Origin of the sequence: Vibrio sp. Vb1337 (genome assembly GCF_033338715.1) — a bacterium.
Classification (GTDB): domain Bacteria; phylum Pseudomonadota; class Gammaproteobacteria; order Enterobacterales; family Vibrionaceae; genus Vibrio; species Vibrio alginolyticus.
On record NZ_JAWOTD010000005.1, the window covers coordinates 114,742 to 132,916 of the forward strand.

Annotated in this window: 15 protein-coding genes; 8 read left to right on the forward strand and 7 right to left on the reverse strand. The window is 43.6% G+C overall.

Features of this window, described 5'->3' with window-relative positions; all coding sequences use genetic code 11:
• Nucleotides 1-41 precede the first annotated feature (41 nt).
• Complete coding sequence (locus R7E42_RS07645; RefSeq protein ID WP_167416029.1) at nt 42-2,000, reverse strand: diguanylate cyclase domain-containing protein; 1,959 nt, start codon at nt 1,998-2,000, stop codon at nt 42-44.
• Between the two features lie 319 nt (nt 2,001-2,319).
• On the opposite strand from R7E42_RS07645, the gene R7E42_RS07650 reads away from it, so the two are divergent.
• Genes R7E42_RS07650 through R7E42_RS07660 form a run of 3 tightly spaced genes read left to right on the forward strand, consistent with a single transcriptional unit; the run spans nt 2,320 to nt 4,690 of the window.
• Nucleotides 2,320-3,075 (forward strand): 5-oxoprolinase subunit PxpA, encoded by a 756-nt coding sequence (locus R7E42_RS07650; RefSeq protein WP_167416030.1) that lies wholly within the window; start codon nt 2,320-2,322, stop codon nt 3,073-3,075.
• Nucleotides 3,075-3,758 carry a 5-oxoprolinase subunit B family protein gene (locus R7E42_RS07655; protein ID WP_167416031.1) on the forward strand — a complete coding sequence of 228 codons (684 nt, stop codon included), beginning with the start codon at nt 3,075-3,077 and terminating at the stop codon, nt 3,756-3,758. Before R7E42_RS07650 ends, R7E42_RS07655 begins: the two co-directional genes overlap by 1 nt.
• Complete coding sequence (locus R7E42_RS07660; RefSeq protein WP_138940265.1) at nt 3,755-4,690, forward strand: biotin-dependent carboxyltransferase family protein; 936 nt, start codon at nt 3,755-3,757, stop codon at nt 4,688-4,690. Before R7E42_RS07655 ends, R7E42_RS07660 begins: the two co-directional genes overlap by 4 nt.
• A gap of 28 nt (nt 4,691-4,718) precedes the next feature.
• On the opposite strand, the gene R7E42_RS07665 is transcribed toward R7E42_RS07660, so the two are convergent.
• The 3 genes from R7E42_RS07665 to R7E42_RS07675 form a co-directional block, all read right to left on the reverse strand.
• On the reverse strand, nt 4,719-6,158 hold the full coding sequence (locus R7E42_RS07665) for an FAD-dependent oxidoreductase (protein WP_054728965.1): 1,440 nt from the start codon (nt 6,156-6,158) through the stop codon (nt 4,719-4,721).
• Between the two features lie 352 nt (nt 6,159-6,510).
• A complete protein-coding gene (locus R7E42_RS07670) occupies nt 6,511-8,967 on the reverse strand; it encodes an ABC transporter permease (protein ID WP_262606744.1) in 2,457 nt (818 codons plus the stop codon).
• Nucleotides 8,967-9,659 (reverse strand): ABC transporter ATP-binding protein, encoded by a 693-nt coding sequence (locus R7E42_RS07675; protein ID WP_005376323.1) that lies wholly within the window; start codon nt 9,657-9,659, stop codon nt 8,967-8,969. Before R7E42_RS07675 ends, R7E42_RS07670 begins: the two co-directional genes overlap by 1 nt.
• Between R7E42_RS07675 and tesA the strand changes: the two genes are divergently transcribed.
• From tesA to R7E42_RS07695, 4 genes are all read left to right on the forward strand, one after another.
• Nucleotides 9,658-10,260, forward strand: coding sequence for a multifunctional acyl-CoA thioesterase I/protease I/lysophospholipase L1 (gene tesA / locus R7E42_RS07680; RefSeq protein ID WP_005376324.1), 603 nt, complete (start codon nt 9,658-9,660; stop codon nt 10,258-10,260). The two genes, R7E42_RS07675 and tesA, sit on opposite strands and share 2 nt — an antisense overlap.
• An 82-nt stretch (nt 10,261-10,342) precedes the next feature.
• Nucleotides 10,343-11,542: an enoyl-ACP reductase FabV gene (gene fabV / locus R7E42_RS07685; protein WP_318072557.1), complete on the forward strand. Its 1,200-nt coding sequence runs from the start codon at nt 10,343-10,345 to the stop codon at nt 11,540-11,542.
• Between the two features lie 180 nt (nt 11,543-11,722).
• Nucleotides 11,723-13,633: an EAL domain-containing protein gene (locus R7E42_RS07690; protein WP_167416034.1), complete on the forward strand. Its 1,911-nt coding sequence runs from the start codon at nt 11,723-11,725 to the stop codon at nt 13,631-13,633.
• Nucleotides 13,634-13,704: 71 nt separating this feature from the next.
• Nucleotides 13,705-15,360, forward strand: a complete 1,656-nt coding sequence (locus tag R7E42_RS07695) for an ABC-ATPase domain-containing protein (RefSeq protein WP_167416035.1) — start codon at nt 13,705-13,707, stop codon at nt 15,358-15,360.
• A gap of 79 nt (nt 15,361-15,439) precedes the next feature.
• Here R7E42_RS07695 and R7E42_RS07700 read toward each other — a convergent pair whose 3' ends face one another.
• Nucleotides 15,440-16,060 (reverse strand): DNA-J related domain-containing protein, encoded by a 621-nt coding sequence (locus tag R7E42_RS07700; protein WP_005386286.1) that lies wholly within the window; start codon nt 16,058-16,060, stop codon nt 15,440-15,442.
• Nucleotides 16,061-16,188: 128 nt separating this feature from the next.
• Nucleotides 16,189-17,028, reverse strand: a complete 840-nt coding sequence (locus tag R7E42_RS07705; RefSeq protein WP_005386285.1) for an isopenicillin N synthase family dioxygenase — start codon at nt 17,026-17,028, stop codon at nt 16,189-16,191.
• Between the two features lie 242 nt (nt 17,029-17,270).
• Between R7E42_RS07705 and R7E42_RS07710 the strand changes: the two genes are divergently transcribed.
• Nucleotides 17,271-17,867 carry a DUF2238 domain-containing protein gene (locus R7E42_RS07710; RefSeq protein ID WP_318072558.1) on the forward strand — a complete coding sequence of 199 codons (597 nt, stop codon included), beginning with the start codon at nt 17,271-17,273 and terminating at the stop codon, nt 17,865-17,867.
• Here the strand turns inward: R7E42_RS07710 and cutA are convergent.
• On the reverse strand, nt 17,829-18,161 hold the full coding sequence (gene cutA, locus R7E42_RS07715; RefSeq protein WP_017634166.1) for a divalent-cation tolerance protein CutA: 333 nt from the start codon (nt 18,159-18,161) through the stop codon (nt 17,829-17,831). The two genes, R7E42_RS07710 and cutA, sit on opposite strands and share 39 nt — an antisense overlap.
• Nucleotides 18,162-18,175: the final 14 nt, after the last annotated feature.

Genomic DNA, 18,175 nt, shown 5'->3' on the forward strand with positions numbered 1-18,175 from the left:
CTGACGCGAATCGTGTTAGTTTAAAGCTTTGACGTTACGATTTAAACTGTCTCTTGTAATTCGCATCCCATTAATATTGCTTGGCCTTTCCCGGCTTTCTTTGCTTGATACATTGCCGTATCCGCACTTTTTAAAACTCGAGTAGCATCGCGCTCATTTACGCCGACTAATTTTACGCCGATACTAACGCCAACTTTGAGTAAGTGACCTTTGTACTCAATTGGAGCACATATGCTCTCGAGCAACTGTTCTGCTATTCGGGTGACCACTTTTTGATTGGCGGGATTAACCAACATGACAAATTCATCACCAGAAAGTCTTGCGATTAAATCACTATGCCTCGTCGCAGATGTTAGACGCTCGGAAACTTTTTTCAAAACTTCATCACCTGCATCATGACCGTAGGTATCGTTAACTTCTTTAAATCCATCCAGATCGAGGTACAAAACTGCAAATTCGTCACGCAAGTATCCAGAGCGTTGTACTAGTTGTTCCAACTCTAAATGGAACTTAGATCGATTGGCTAACCCCGTTAAAGCATCGTGATGAGCTAAATGCTCCAATCGTTCCATCTCTTTTGCGCCGGAAAGGTCGGTAAGAACAATAACCAGATCATAGAAACCATAGTCTTCACACTTAACGATACGATTGACTCGAGCAAACATCGGTACAAACTGACCAATATGGTTCTTCTCGATAACTTCACCTTGCCAAACGCCATAATTTTCTATCGACTCGATGATACTAGGCATCATTTCCTGTAACTTGCGCCACTTTAGCGTTTGGATGAATGACTTCCCAATAAGCTGATCCACCTCTAAGCCGACTAACTTAGTGACGGCAGGGTTTGCCATCGTAATGACACCGCGATGATTAAGAACAATGAGACCATCTTGGCTGCTTTCAAAAACACGTCCCGCAACACGTTGCCGGTTTATGGCTTCTTCAATTTCGGTGATATCTTGAATCGAAAACAGTAAGTATTCATGTGTCGAGAGGCGACGACTGGTTAGGCTCAACTGCTGTTCGTTATCTGCATTTTTGAGGTGAATATCATCGCACTCTAGGCCTCGACTCAGGATCTGACTCAGCTCATTCGGTGTTTTAGTTTTAATTAGATCACGAATATTGGCATATTTAAGTTCATCTAATTTTTTTTGAAATATTTGCTGGGTCGCCGTATTACAATGAATAACACGTCCGGAATTGTCTGTAATAACTAATGCATGCTGAACAGATTCGATAACCTCTTCTGAAAATGCGCGCTTTTGTTCTAGTGTGTCTAGCGAATGTTGCCGCTGCTTCTCACGTACTGTTAACCTATTCATCATTTGATTGAAAGAGCTCGCGAGGTCTCCAATTTCATCCTTGGCGTAATAGCGAGCTTGATTTTCCGTGTTTCGTCCGTGTGTCACATTTTCTATTACGCGGTTGAGTTCCATCACGGGCTTGAGAACAAGCCTCTCGATACTTATGTAAAAAATAGTGCCACCAGCGATCAGAAACAGAAGAAGTAAAGCGCCATCTTGAAGTAAAGATTGTATGGCTTCTACGATTGGGCGATGAGAAAGCGTGACTCTCATGCTACCAATGACATAACCATCATGGATAATCGGCTCTAGAACATAAAGAAATTTGGTTGATAAGGCATAGCCTAGAGCGTGCAACCTACTTCTTTCGGTTTGACTTGGAACGGGTGCTAGTGCCCCACTTATCTCCATAACAGCGAATGGTTGATGATCTTGGTCATAAAGTTTGACCCGCGTTACATTTGGCTGGTTTAAAAAGTTGGCGAGAATAGTTTGAGCTTTTTGCTTGTCCTTTGTCGTGAGCGCATCTTTAATTGAGAAAGAAACGTTGTTAATCAACTTTCTTGTCTGCTCGACCAGTTCATGCTTAGACGATTGGTATACAGTATACGAGGTGTAACCTTTTGACATAACAAAGATAGCCGTTAAAAAGACCAGAAGAGGCCAAATAAGCTTCGCTCGTAATGACATATATATTCCTGTCGCAGACAACCACAAAAATGACAGAAGAACCATTATGCAATCTATCACCCATGAAGGGCGACAAGATTAACACGATGCTAATGCAAAATAACCTTAAATTCTCAAAAATTGGATGGAAAAGAAACGAAATACCTTAAAATTCGGATCAACTCAAATAACGGAAACATCTTTATGGACTAACGTGATCTTTTTCGTCAGCTATCTGCTCAAAAAGCTTCGTTTTCATGATAGAAGAATGAAGTGAGTCACTGAACCTAGATGCATTTTCCTGCATCGTAAACCCATTGCTTGTGTAGAAATAAAACGTATGACATTGAATAAACAGCAACTTACATTGAACTGTGATATGGGCGAGAGCTTTGGCTCTTGGAGTATGGGCGCAGATGAAGAAGTGATGCCCCATGTTGATATGGCGAACATCGCGTGTGGTTTTCATGCCTCCGACCCTAATGTCATGCACGACACCATCACCCTAGCGAATGACAACGATGTTGATATTGGCGCACACCCAGGTTACGCCGACCTACAAGGCTTTGGCAGACGAAGCATAAGCATGACGGGTGATGAAATTACGAACATGGTTATATATCAGGTTGGTGCTTTACAAGCATTATGCCAGGCGCAATACACAGACATCAGTTACATAAAGCCTCATGGCGCTCTATACAACGACATGATGAAAAGTGATGCGATATTTAGAGCGGTAGTAAAGGCGGCAGCACTGTTCAAAGTACCGTTAATGATCCTAGCTTCACAGGAAAACGAAAAATACTTAGAAATCGCAGACGATTATGATGTTCCCTTGCTATTTGAAGCATTTGCAGACCGTTTATACCAAGATGACGGCTTACTGACTCCTAGAACACAGCCCAATGCCGTGTTAAAAAGCGAGCACGCGATACTTGAGCAAGTCCGGACCTTAGCTGACTCTGGGCGTGTCAAAACCGCTTCAGGCGGTTACATATTATTGGAAGCCGACACAATTTGTGTTCATGGTGACAATGAAGAGTCGATCGCGCTGATCCAAAAGATCCGCCAAAGCCTATACGCTGGAGGAAATTAATGCATAAAGAGAAATTTAATATCTCTTTGATCTCCGAGTGCAGTATTTTCATTAAGTTTGATGAGAGTATTTCTGAAAATGCAGTCGGAGAGCTTGCTCGCAGCATAAGAGAAACTTTCGCTTCAATTGTTATGAACGTTGTCCCCTCCTATCAAACTATTCTCATTGATTACTTACCTTTTCGAATCAACGAGAAGAACTTAGTCAATGAGCTGCAACAAATCGTGAGCCAGTTTGATACTCAATCACTTAAGCTTTCCCAGCCGAATCACATTACTATCCCTGTATATTACTCTGAAGAAACCGCGTTAGATCTATCTCGTTTTCAAAAGCGAGGTCTGTCATTAGACGATCTTATTACCCTGCATACGAAAACCGAGTACGCGGTTTCTGCAATTGGATTTGCTCCAGGCTTTGCATTTCTCTCTGACGTTGATACTCAATTGCACATGGCAAGGCTTGCCACACCAAGAACTCAAGTGCCGGCCGGAAGTGTCGGAATCGCAGACTCTAAAACGGCCGTCTATCCATCAGATAGTCCTGGCGGATGGAACATTATTGGTAAAAGCCCGCTTGAGCTCTTCTCCGACTCTCCTCCTTTTATACCGTTTGAAGTGGGTGACAAGGTCACCTTTAATGCTATTTCAAAACAAGAGTTTATCGATTTAGGAGGCGTACTATGAGTTACGGTGGATTACTGGTGGAAAAGCCAGGACCGCTCTCTTTAGTTCAAGACTTTGGTCGTTTTGGCTTAGCGCATGTCGGTGTGACTCAAGGTGGGCCGGTCGACGACTATGCTTACAGCTGGGCCAACCATTTGCTTGGTAACGTAGTCAATTGCGTTGCGATTGAAATTACTTTGGGTAACGCTTGTTTTATTGCCTTGCATAACTGCCACCTTGCTATATGTGGCGGTGATTTAAATGCAAAAATAGATGGTGAACCTATTTCAAATTGGTCTGACTTTACGTTGAAAAAAGGACAGAAGCTTCAGTTCGGAGTCGCAAGGAATGGACTTCGCTCCTACCTAGCGGTTAAAGGTGGATTCAATGTTGCTCAGCACTTAGGAAGCGCATCGACCGTCTCGCGAGAATCTCTAGGTGGTTATGATTCAAATGGTGGCGCTTTGAAAGCTGGCGATATTCTTCCCTTTGTCCCTCATAACTTACCGAAACGTAAACCAAGGCAAATGACGTTTCGTTTTAAGCCAGATTACAACTTACCCATTAAGCTGAGAGTGATTGAAGGCTATCAGAACGAGGACTTTGATGAAGACGCTCGCCAAGCATTTTATAACAAAGCATTCATCATCTCCCCAAATTCGAATCGCATGGGCTACCGTCTTGAGGGCAATAACATTCGTCCACCTTACGAAGGCGTCCTATCTGAGGGAATTGCATTAGGTTCAATTCAAGTACCTAGCGATGGTAACCCTATTGTGCTGCTCAACGATCACCAGACTATTGGCGGGTATCCTAAATTTGGCTGCGTAGCCCGTATTGACTTACCTAGACTGGCACAGGCGAAGCCCGGACAAAAAGTCAATTTTGTGAAAGGAGATAGACTAGGCTTGCAAGAAGTATGGTGCCAATGGGCTCAGTTTTTTGGGTATTAATACAACCACTGAGCCCAAACACAGCCGATTATGTAGGCATACCATAACGCACTGCTAAAGCTTGTGGATAGCCTCGCTCTTGAGTGAGTTTAATCGCGTACTGCTCGACTTCTTGTTCAGACCACTTCACAGCGACCGGATGCTGTGTTTCCACATTTTGGTTAGGATCGATGTCAAACCAGAATTGAAGCATTTTTTGCGCTGCGAGTAGTGTCGATGACGCTTTTACCACCTCTATTCTCGCGTAGTGGTTATCTTCAAAAGTCACATCTGCCGCTCTGAGTACTGGATCTGTGCCGGGAATTTGCTGAGCGCCAAATAATGCTTTTCCTCCTTTTACAGCAGAGTGATAGCCGGGAATAAACTGCGCCATGTGTTTGATGGCGTTGTTCGTTCGCTCTTCTAACACTTCTTCTCTCCAGCCGTAACGGATCTTCGAGAGTAAAGGCATAGGCAGTTCAGGTTGAGCAGATGAGTTCGTGCTCTCCACTAAACCATCTTCAAACAGCGTGATTCCTTTTGTCATACCATGAAGTTGAAAGTAACCATCGCCATAAGGCGTCAATTGAGCCATTCCTTTATCGGTTCCACGCGGGCCATGAAAAATAACTTCTGGCCATTGTTGTTGACAGTCTGCCCACCTCGTAACGTAAGCGGCTTTAAACTCCACCAACCTGTCTCGCTTGGCACCAACTGTGTTGTCAATTGAGCCTGTTTCAAAGCCACACGCGTTAACCAAGTAGTCGCATGTCATCAGGTAATCGATACCTTCACGTTCATAGCCAAGTTGCCAGTGTTCCCCCATCCAATCGGCTTGCTTAAACGTTGCTTGTGTGAAGACCGAAGCATTAGGAAGCGTATCTAGTGTTAAGTTGGCAATTGCGGCGAGGCGAAAAACACTCCAACCATATTCTTGAACTGCGACAACCGGATACTTTAGCGCTTCAAGATCAGCATGTTGAGCAAAAGGAATGCACCACTCATCGAAGTTTGTAGGATGACTTGGTTGAGTACGTTGCGCGAGAGCTTCTAGCTCCGCTTTTGAATACAGTTTGTAGTATTCGCTTGGCTCGCCGAGCACTTTATTACTCTCATCTTTATCAACGAGCGTCTGATAAGCACTTTTCACAACCTCTAATCGCGGAATTAGTGTGGATGGGTCTCCACCATCGGAATGAGGAACCGCGATGATTGTCGGACGAATATTCAGTGAAAGCGGATACAGGCGAACAGTATCGATAGATTGTGCTAACAAGTCTAAGCATTGTTGCTGGGAAATCTCTCGATATAAATTACCACCAGCATGCAAATGACAAATGGGTGGACCATTTACTAGTGATACGCCCTTCTCTATTACGGAAACTTTAAAACCCAGCTCCGCAAAATGAATTGCTGCTGTTGCACCTGCTACACCGCCACCAACAACAGCGATATGCTTATCTTTATAACTTGGAAACTCAGACTTCATTGCTTCACTAAAAATTTTATAAGGAAAATTCTTTACTAACGGTGAATTCTACTCGTGTTTGGACTTGATTAAAATCACAAAAAGTTCATGGGTTTGCGAAATATCCAACAGCGCCTGTAAAGTGCATTAAAGTAGAAAAAATTTGCGAAAAAGTACTTGACGACATGGTTAAGAAGACACTTTTTTGTGTCTATGTGAATAAGAATTTCACTGTAAGACCCATGGCGCAAAGCCTGCAGAAACACCCCACTTTTTACCCCATTTAGTTATCCCAAAAGTTATCCACTGTTTTTGTGGATAACTAAAATAAAAGTGTCATGGAGTGTTCCAAACTTGATAACACTCGCTGCGATTAAGTGTTTACTGGAGTTAACAATCTTTTCAACAAACTCATCACTACAAGTGCCAACGTAACAAATGTTGCAAGCGGTAAAGCTATCCACAATTCGGGGTGAATTTGTGCATTGAGATCGAATCCATATGTCATGACTGCGGCCACACAAACTTCCGCAGCGAATACCGCAACACCACTAGCAATCAACGCCATAATTCCGTACTCGGCCCACAGGGTTGTGTTGATCCGTTTCTTACTTGAACCTAATGTGCGATACAAACGAATCTCTTGTTGTCGTTGGGACAAGCTTAACCTCAGTAGCGTAAAGATGAGCAGCAGACCAGCAACAACGCCTAAAAGAGCAAGGATGGTGATTGCTGATACGATTTGCTGAATCAAAGCCTGAATTTTCTCGCCCATAGTTCGGATATCTAAAACAGAGACCGTTGGGTGAGCACGTGACATTGACGTCAACAACGCTTCATTTCCTTCTTCAATCCTATAACTGATGAGGTAAGAACCAGGTAAATTAGCCATCACGTCAGATGAGAAAATAAAATAAAAGTTAGGCTTCATGTCACGCCATTCGACATAACGGATGGTATCTACTACTGCATCGTAATTCTGGCTGTTTATTACAAAGCGCAGCGTATCACCGAGTTTTATGCCTAAGTCATTTGCTACATCCGCTTCTACAGATACACTCCCTTTGTTTGTCCATTCACCCGAAAGCACATCATTATATTCTGGTAGGGTATCTCCCCATGTCAGGTTTAGCTCTCGACGTATCGCGTCAGAACCTTCTCCTTCGTAATCAATCTCTTTGACGTTTTGACCGTTAATCTCTGTTAGTCGTCCACGAATTATTGGATAAGCTTGTGACCGCGTAACTCCATTTTTATCTAGGGTTTCTAGGTAGTTATCGAGCTCATAATCACCAATGTTCAAAGCGAACACATTTGGCGCGTCTGCAGGTAAGGTTCTCTCCCAATCCGCGAGAATATCGCTGCGCACAAGCCAAATGATAGACAGCAACATCAAAGATAATGCCAAAGCACCAAACTGTAGACCGCTGGTTACTGGCGTCCGGTTGATACGACTCAACGCAAGCTTCATTGCAGGATGGGTTGAAACACGTGCAAACAGTTTTGTGAGTATGACGCTAACTGCTGCGAGTACCACAAACAGTACCGCTATACCAGTGAGCACGATCCAAACTAAGGTGTTGTCTGCATACAGTAAAAGCAATGGAACAACGGGAACTAGAACAAGTAACATTCGCTTCCAAGAACGTTGCGCTTTGCCCTGCTGTAGCACTTCTAACGCGGGAGTTTTAATCAAGCCTAACAATGGTATACCGAGAGCGGGCACCGTAATCAAGACTGCTGAGATAAATGCCACCAAAAATGGTGTGACGCCGTAACTAGGGAGTGGATCGGGTAATAAGTCTTTGAGTGGAATGCGTAATAAATACTCCAGCCCGCTCCCTAGCAGTAGACCGACGACACTGGCACTAATGAGAAGGATTGTGACTTGAATAAATAACCACTTTTCAATCCATCGGCGACTCGCACCAAGACTTTTCAACATCGCGATAGTTTGTGTCCGGCTGTTCACGTAATTTTGACAAGTAAGAACCAATGTTGTCGCCGCCATAATGATGACAATCGCTACGGTCAACGACAGATACTGCGTCGTGCGTTCAAAAACCTCCTTACTACGACTGGCAGTATCTTGCGTGCGCCAGCGATCGCTCGGAGAAAGCCGCGTATCATCTTGTAAGCTATTTAGTGTTTTATCATCGGCTTGTAAAAACAGACGGTATTGAACTCGGCTCCCAACTTGAATTGCTCCTGTTTTATCTACGTCACTTTGATGAATGTATGCAGAAGGCATTTGTTGAAATGGATTAAAGCTCAAGCCTGGTTCCATCAATACTGCGCCTGATACAGTAAACTCGGCATCGCCTATCGTGACGCTGTCACCTGACTTTACGCTTAGTTGAGTCATAATCCGCTCATCAAGCCAGAGTTGGTTCTCTTGAACGCGACCGGCTGGATTATTTTCAAGAACGAGCTCTCCCATTAAAGGGTAATTATCATCCACCGCCCTTACAGAAATAAGCTGCATACCATTATCGCTAAATGCCATAGTGGCAAAGCGTGTCATCGTCGAACGGTCAAGGCTTTCAGTCGAGGCTAACAACGTGTCCGGAATGGGATTAGCAGACACAAACACCGCATCTGCCGTTAATGCGTCCTTCCCCTGCTTGACGATCACCTGCTCCATTCGTTCTGCTAATGCAGAAAGCGCAAAGATACTCGCAATCACGAGAATAAGAGCAACGCTAATAGGCCAAAGATTCCCCTGCCTTATTTCGCCGAAACTCCAGCGTATCAAACTTTTATTCGACGAGTGCTGTGTTGTACTGTTTTGCTCTGTGGATGTTGCTTCACTTGATGATACTGCAGACATTATATCTCCTCCTTAAGCTCACCCGCCTCCATACGATAGATACGGTCACATCGGCTTGCTAGATGACCATCGTGTGTTACTAAAATCAGAGTTGTCCCGTGCTGTTCATTAAGATCGAATAGCAGCTCAATCACTTTGTCTGCGGTTTGATGGTCAAGATTGCCGGTAGGCTCGTCTGCGAACAACAGCTCAGGCTGTGTCATAAATGCACGCGCTAGCGCAACTCGCTGTTGTTCACCACCAGATAACTGGCTTGGTAAATGGTCGACACGTTTTTCCAATCCAACAGCAGCTAATAATTCCGCTGCTCTTGCTTCATCTTCGGCTTCACCACGTAAAAGACAAGGAAGTGTGACATTACGTAATGCACTCAAACTCGGGATTAACAGGAAACTTTGGAAAACAAAACCTAAAGAGTCAGCCCGAATTTTCGCGCGTGCTTCATCGTCCAGTTTTGATAATTCATGACCTAATAAAGTAATTTCGCCTGATGTCGGCGTATCAAGACCAGCTAGCAACGTCATCAATGTTGACTTACCTGCACCGGAAGTTCCGACGATGGCGATTTTTTCTCCTTTTCGGATGTCAACATTTACGTCTTTGAGGATTGTTAATTGTTCTTGATTAGTAGAGACTTGTTTAGAAACCAAATTGGCTTGAACAATAGGTGCATTAAGTACAGGTGTTTGCATGATTCGTATACTTTCCTTAGTTCTATTTTTTTGTTTTTCCGCTACTGCACATGCGAGCGAAAAGCTACTTGTCTTGGGTGATAGCTTGAGTGCAGGCTATCAGATGCCGATCGAAGAGAGTTGGCCTAGCTTACTCCCTGATGCGTTGTCAGAACATGGTCAAGATGTAACAGTTATTAATGCCAGCATTTCTGGCGATACAACCGGCAATGGCTTAGCACGGTTACCTCAGTTGCTAACTCAGCATAGCCCTGACATGGTACTTATTGAGTTAGGTGCCAACGATGGCCTAAGAGGTTTCCCTCCTAAACTTATTACGTCGAATCTTTCAAAAATGATTACCATGATAAAAGATTCTGGTGCGGACGTTGTCATGATGCAAATTCGGGTTCCACCTAATTATGGTAAGCGCTATAGCGATATGTTTTACGATATCTACCCTAAGCTTGCACAGCATCAACAAGTTGCCTTGATGCCATTCTTCTTAGAGCATGTTGTCACCAAACCAGAGTGGATGATGGATGATGGCCTTCACCCAAAACCAGATGCACAACCTTGGATCGCTGATTTCGTTGCTCAAGAATTAATTAAACATCTCTAATTTTAATGGTCTAGCTCAATAAGTTTTACGTAACTTTACGTTAATCTATTTTCAATTCCACTCATCGAGGATAGATAACAACATGCGAATAGAACCGTTAATTCAAGGTGTTGTTGCTCGCTCTGCGCACCCCAAAGGGTGTCATGCATCTATTAAAGAGCAAATTGAATACGTAAAACGCGCCCCACAGATCAAAAAAGGCCCAAAACGGGTTTTGATTATTGGAGCCTCCTCTGGTTTCGGCCTAGCGGCACGAATCGCCTTAACGTTCGGTGGCGCTAACGCCGATACCATTGGCGTCTCATTTGAGCGTGGCCCTTCAGAGAAAGGGGTTGGGAGTGCGGGTTGGTATAACAACGTCTTTTTTAAGCAAGAAGCAAATCAAGCCGGGCGTACCGCAATAAATATTGTTGGTGATGCATTCTCTGGTTCGGTGCGCAATCAAGTGATTGAAGCCATTGAAACGTACTTTGAGGGTGAAGTTGACTTAGTCATCTATAGCTTGGCAACCGGTGTTCGACCTAAACCTGAATCTGATGAGTTTTGGCGCAGTGTCATTAAACCTATTGGTGAACCTGTCACTGGCGCTTCTATCATGCTGGAGAACGATAAGTGGACAGAAACCACCTTAACGCCTGCAACAGAAGAGGAAGCCAATGCCACCATTAAAGTAATGGGCGGCGAAGACTGGGAAAGCTGGATTGACACACTCATTAATAACGACTCTATCGCAAACGGCTGCAAAACCATCGCCTTTTCTTACATGGGCCCTGACATTACGCACCCAATTTATCTCGATGGTACGTTAGGTCGAGCGAAAATCGATTTACACCAAACCAGTCATTCGTTAAACCTCAAACTCGCCAACTTTGACGGCGGTGCTTACGCAACCGTGTGTAAGGCGTTGGTGACGAAAGCCAGTGTATTCATACCTGCTCTAAGTCCTTACCTGTTAGCGCTTTATCGAGTGATGAAGGAAAAAGGTACTCACGAACGCTGTATTGAACAAATGCAGCGACTGTTTACTACGAAGTTATACGATCAAGGGAAAGTGCCAGTTGACGGTGAACGCTTGATTCGAATAGATGACTTGGAACTTGAACCGCAAGTTCAACAAGAAGTCCACGCTCTTTTAGAACAAATGAATGCTGATAACTTTAAAGAGATTGGTGATTACCAAGGTTTTAAAGATGAGTTTATGAAGATCAATGGCTTTAACTTTGAATATGTCGACTATTCGCAAGACATTTCTATTGAATCGTTAATGTCGCTTAAGCCTTGATGCTTGTTATCTGTTTCAAGGATGAGATATGTGACAACTATTCCTAGTCCTGAACACTTTTCAGGACTTTTTTTTGTTTCGAGCCCTAGCCACCCTATACTTAATTAAAAAGCGAGAACAAAATAGAGCAGTCTGCATTTTTAATTCACAGGAAGTGAAACCACGTAAAGGATGACCTATATGGGGAGATTGCAAACATTAGACTACGAAATCCCTGAGTCTATGCGAAGAAGTTGGCAGGAAATCGTCAACTTACTGGCTCAAATAACGCACGTACCCACCACATTAATTATGCGTATCCATCCAGATCGCATAGAAGTAAATACATCCAGCGAAACTATAGGTAATCCTTATCGTACTGGCGATACTGAGTTGCTTGGCAACGGTTTGTATTGTGAGCATGTCATAAAACACAAAAGTGAACTTATTGTCCCAAACGCGCTTGAAGATGAAGAGTGGCAAAATAACCCTGATATCAAACTAGGTATGATCTCTTATTGCGGCTTACCGCTATTCTGGCCAAATGGAGAGACGTTTGGAACTATTTGCATGCTTGATTCTAAGGAGAATGAATACTGCGACACTTACCGGCAATTGCTTGGGACTTTTAAAGATTCAATCGAAGCGCAGCTTTCCATCGTGCATCAGCAACACAAACTTCAGCGTCTTAACAACGAACTCAAAAATAGAGTTGAGAATCGCACTACAGATTTGGCGCAGTTAAGTTATTCCCTAACGCAAGAGATTGATCGTCGCAGAGCCGCTGAAAAGCAGGTGAGCTACCAAAAAACACACGATCAAGGAACTGGATTCCTAAACCGAGCAGCACTCGAAAATATAGTCAGTGACACACTCAGAACGTTAGATCACAGTCAGCAATCATTAATCGTAATAAACATTGGTTTTAGCAATGCACGCAGTATCCAAACCCGTTATGGCTTTGAAGCTTTCGACGAAATATTGAAAGAGTTTCGGTATCGTCTTGGTAAGCGGGAGTCTAGACATTTTGTTACGGGGAGGCCTAGCTCCAATGATCTCGTATTGCTCGTTTGGGGCACAGAAATCGATATAAAATTGCATCAGCTACTGAATGATATTACCGATATTGGTATGGGAAGTTTTAATGTAAAAGACACGGAGGTTCACCTAAACTCTTACATTGGTGTTGTACAAGCTCACCGAACCAGTAATGCTAAACAACTACTCCAGAATGCATGTTATGCCATGCTTTTGTGTAAAGAATCTGGCGAAGCGTATAGTTATTTTTGTGAAAGCCATTCAAATGAACTCAACAACCACAATCAACTGGAAAGCTACTTATTGCAAGCGGTAAGAAACGACGACCTAATGCTCTACTTTCAGCCCAAAGTGCACCCTCAAACCCACAAGTGGATTGGCGCAGAAGCGTTACTACGCTGGAGGCATCCAATACTTGGCGACGTATCCAACGAAGCATTAATACATATGGCTGAACAAAACGGGCTTATCTTTGAAGTTGGCTCTTTTGTTCTTCGAACCGCGATAGACAAAGCAAAACAATGGTCTGAGTTAATTGATAACTTCAAAATGGCCGTCAACGTTTCTCCCATTCAATTACAAAACGTAAATTTTGCAGAACAAGTGCAACACCTACTCGAGTCTTTTCATTTGCCAGCACACTTTCTCGAGCTCGAGGTGACCGAGAGCGCTTTAATTGCCGATGAGGTCGTAGCACGCACTACATTAAATAAACTGCACAAATTGGGCGTGACATTGTCACTTGACGATTTTGGTACAGGATATGCCTCGTTCAGCTATTTAAAGAAATATCCATTTGATGCCATCAAAATTGATAAAAGCTTCGTCCAGCAAATGGAAAAGTCGGACGATGATCGCGCGATAATTTGTTCTATCATACACATCGCGAAAAAACTGGAACTCCAAGTCGTGATCGAAGGCATTGAATCTCCCCAACAAGAACAGTTTCTCATTGGTGAGGGCTGTGATATCGGACAAGGTTTTCTTTATGGTAAACCTATGCCTTGTAATGAATTTGAGCAAAGTTTGTTTAATCAGCGCCTTTCTGGCGGGCAATACGCCTACTCTTCCTAAGCATTCTCTTTACTATGAGGGCGGTGGTTTCTATAATCGCCGCCCGCTTCTATTAAAAGGCCAATATCTTCATGGATCAGTTGACTGCCACGCTTAAGAAAATTGAAAAGCAGAACTACCGAGCTTATCAGCAAATCAAAGGTCAATACGACTTCACTGATTTCACTTTGTTTATCGATCATGTACAGGGTGACCCTTATGCATCGGCGTCACGTTTTCGTGCGACTCGCGCATGGTCTTTGACTGGTCTTGAGTGGCTAAGAGACGAGTCTCCTGCATTTCAAAGAGGTGCACGTGATTTTATTGCGCGTAGTTTTGAACAGTTTGCTAAACAAGAAAACTCAGTATCAATTTCACTGACAGGCCAAACTGTACTGGATAGCACCGCGGTGTTGTTTACTGAAGAAGGTATTGAACTGCGTTTTCGAGTTAACTTACCAGCCGAAGGTCGTTCAGTATTGGGGAAAAAAGCCAACAACATACTGACTTTCCACCTGCCTAAGTTTATCCGTCGAGCAACTTTAGAGCGTGAACTCGACAAAGCCGCTTTAATTAAGCACTGCCAAGTTGTTGAAGACCAAGATGCCCTGCGAGAACAGTTGGAGGCCAATAACTTAGTCGCGTTTGTCGCAAACGGCAGTATTCTTCCTCGAATTGCAGGTAATTGCGACCTTCCAATGAAAGAAGCCGTTGAGTTTAAAGCCCCTGAATCTCTACAAGTCACTTTACATGCGCCAAACAAGGGCCATGTCACAGGATTAGGAATTCCAAAAGGTATCACACTGATCGTAGGTGGCGGCTTCCACGGTAAATCTACCTTATTAAATGCAATAGAGCGTTCAATTTACGATCATATTCCAGGAGATGGTCGCGAATACATTGTTGCCGATAACAAGGCTATGAAGATTCGTGCCGAAGATGGCCGATGCGTACACCACTTGAACCTCTCGAACTACATCAACCATTTACCGATGGGTAAAGATACGGCGGACTTTTCTACTCAAGACGCATCAGGCTCAACGTCGCAAGCCGCTTGGCTTCAAGAGTCTATTGAAGCGGGTGCAAGCACATTATTGATTGATGAAGATACTTCTGCTACCAACTTCATGATTAGAGATGAGCGTATGCAGGCATTGGTGGCAAAAGGTGATGAGCCAATTACTCCTCTCGTCGACCGCATTGGTCAATTACGAGATGATCTTGATATCTCTACCATTATCGTTATGGGTGGGTCAGGCGACTACTTAGACGTTGCCGATACCGTCATTCAAATGCACGACTACCAAGCCGTTGATGTGACTGAAAAAGCGAAAGAAGTTATCGCTCAGCACCCTACTCAACGTCATAACGAGTCGGAAGAACGTTTACAGACCTTCCCACCTCGAGCACTGAACCGCGTTGCGTTGATGAATATTCTCACTGACGGCAAGTTCCGTGTGAATGCGAAAGGCAAAGAGTCACTTCGATTTGGTAAAGAGTTTACTGATCTTAGCGCTTTGGAACAGATAGAGTCAGCCGATGAAATCAACACAATTGGCTGGTTATGGTTCCAAATTGCTCAACTTCCAGGTTGGTGTAATCATCCAGCGAAGGAGATTGAAGAAATGCTGTCTGGTGAGTGGCATGCCGCTCTTCCTAAGCAAGGCGACTTAGCCAAACCACGCACACTAGACGTTATGGCTGCCCTCAACCGCATGCGAAAATCTCAGTTTAAGCCATCATGCTAGTTTTGATACGCTGACAAAGACAGTGCAATCAAAAGGCAGCTATAGTTAGCTGCCTTCCTTTATCTTTATTCTTAGCGAATCATTCGTTTCTCAGTACATTCCACGCTTCACAAAGAACTCTAAATCTTTCTGCATTGCCATTTTCCCGATCAGGATGCCAACGAAGCGCGAGTTTTCGCCATTGTTTTCTAATTTCCGCAGGCGTAGCGTCAGTGTTAAGTTCAAAGAGTGACAGTGCCTTTGTCTTATCTACGCTGGCTACCGACGAACCACCGATGAACTTTTGATAAGTTGTCCAAAATTCATTCAACAGTCGACGCACTTCATCTTCGTCCGCTTCGTAATTGCGCCAATCTAAGTAATACTCACGCAAAGGATCATGAATATCGATCTTATGCCTCAAAGCTTCCATCGAAGACATGAGCTGAATATCCATGGCTTCGACTTGAAGCCAACTATCCGGATACAGAGTGTCTTGCAGTTGATATAATGCATTCATGATCAGGAAATTTCTTTTGAATAAATCCTTATCGGGAGAGTCGTCCAGCTTTGAAATATAACCTTGTTCACCCAACGAGCTTGCCAAGGTGTGCACTTTCCAATTGGAGGGCTGTTTTCTCAGAATTTCTAGCATTGGCCAAAGCAGCGGATTTTCTATTGCATGAGGCTCAATACTATTGACAGTACGTTGTCCTTCCATTCATCCTCTCTGACACGAGTTTAGGGCCCCATTCACGGCACAAAAAACATAGTTTCCACTTTGTAGCATAAATGCAAAAAGGCCGATAGTCATTCACCATCGGCCTTTGTAAGGAGATCACGTAAAGGTTAAATAACCCCTAGCTCACGTAAACGTTCCATAAGGTAGCTATGTGCAGTGTAGCGCTCAGATAACACCACTTCCGGCTTTGGATGCAGGAACAACGGTAATGAGATACGTGACTTTTCTTGACGGCCACCCGTAGGGTTGATTACACGGTGAGTCGTTGAAGGGAAATAACCACCTGACGCTTCTTGAAGCATATCACCAATGTTGATGATTAAGTTCCCGAAGTCACATGGTACATCGATCCAATCACCCTCTTTACTCTTTACTTGCAGTCCAGGTTCATTAGCAGCAGGCAAAACCGTTAACAGGTTAATGTCTTCATGCGCAGCAGCACGAATAGCGCCTGGCTCTTCTTCGCCTGTCATCGGTGGGTAGTGAAGCACGCGTAGTAATGTTTTGTCACTGTTATTGATCATTTCTGACAACGCGATAGAGAACTTCTCTTGAACGTCCTTAGGTGCGTACGCTTCAACCCAGCCTAATAGCTCTTGAGCAAATGCATTGGCACGCTCGTAGTACTCTAAGATTTCAGCTTTAAGCTGCTCTGGGATCTGACCCCAAGGGTAAACATGAAAGTACTCTTTGATGTCTTTCACTTTGTGCCCTTTCGCCACTTCAGACACAGAAGGTGGGAAGTAGCCATCTTGGGTGTCTACGTTAAAGTGAAAATCATTCTTTTGTTCTGAACAGAAAAACTCATGCCAGTTTTTGTAAATTGACTCTACAAGCTCTTGTGGAATCGGGTGGTTTTTCAACACACCGAACCCCGTTTCGCGTAGAGAGGTAACGAACTGTTGAGCAGCATCGTCAGCAAGATAATCGACAGTTTCCAGTTTCATGGCTTTACTTCTTTTTTATTAGACTGAATCATGGATTCTATGGATGGGCATGTTGTAAATCAAACTTTAATGAAAAGTGCACGCGCAAACGTTTTAATGTTGAGCAGTTTGCCAATAAATCAACATTTTCAGTGATCAAAAAACCCATTAAAATATCAATTGCACACCGTTCAATTAAGTGCAATCATTAACACAATCTATGGAGTCCCACTGTAAGATAAATTGAAGGATCAAATAACTCTATGAAAAGCACCTCGACACTCTTAGGATTAACGATTTTTTATGCCATCGTGTTTTTATTTTCTGCGTTGGAACCTAACTCACGTGCAGTTTGGTTTGCGGAGATTATCCCGGCGATTGGTATTCTTGTTTCTATTTGGGCGATTTCGATTCGCTATCAGTTCAGTAATACGGCTTACTTTTTAATGTTCATCTGGCTCTGTTTGCACACTATCGGTGCGAAATATACGTTCTCCGAAGTGCCGTTTGACTGGTTTAACGACATGATTGGTTCAGAGCGAAATAATTTTGATCGCGTTGCGCACTTTTCAATTGGCCTTTACGCATATCCGATCGCTGAATACTTGATAAACAAAAAACGGTTCAACAAAGCGTTCTCTTGCTGGTTTGCTTTGTTTGCTATCATGTCACTTGCTGCTGGCTATGAGATTATCGAATGGTGGTATGCGGAGTTGGCTGGTGGCGATGAGGGAATTGCCTTTCTGGGCTCGCAAGGTGACATATGGGACGCCCAGAAAGATATGTTGTGCGATACCGTTGGTGCAGTGTTGTCGTTATTCTTAATGTCGGCTCAACGTCGATTCTCTCAACCATTCTAAATAAGGGTTAAACCCATCAACAATTGGAACCTGTACGATTTGAGCGACCTCGTATTCGTGCAGGTTTTCTATTTTCTCTTCCACCAATTCATAAAGTTCTCGACGAGTTTTGATGACTAGCAACCATTCGTTGTCAGTACAAACCTCCCCTTTCCAAACGTAGTGGCTTTCAATAGGCATTGTTTGAATACACGCGGCTAATTGGGCATCTAGCAAACCTTTAATGATCTGATCTCGATTTTTTTCATTACTGGTTGTACTTAAAACCATGCAATAGTCATGTTTCATACTCATTTTCTAGCCCTTTA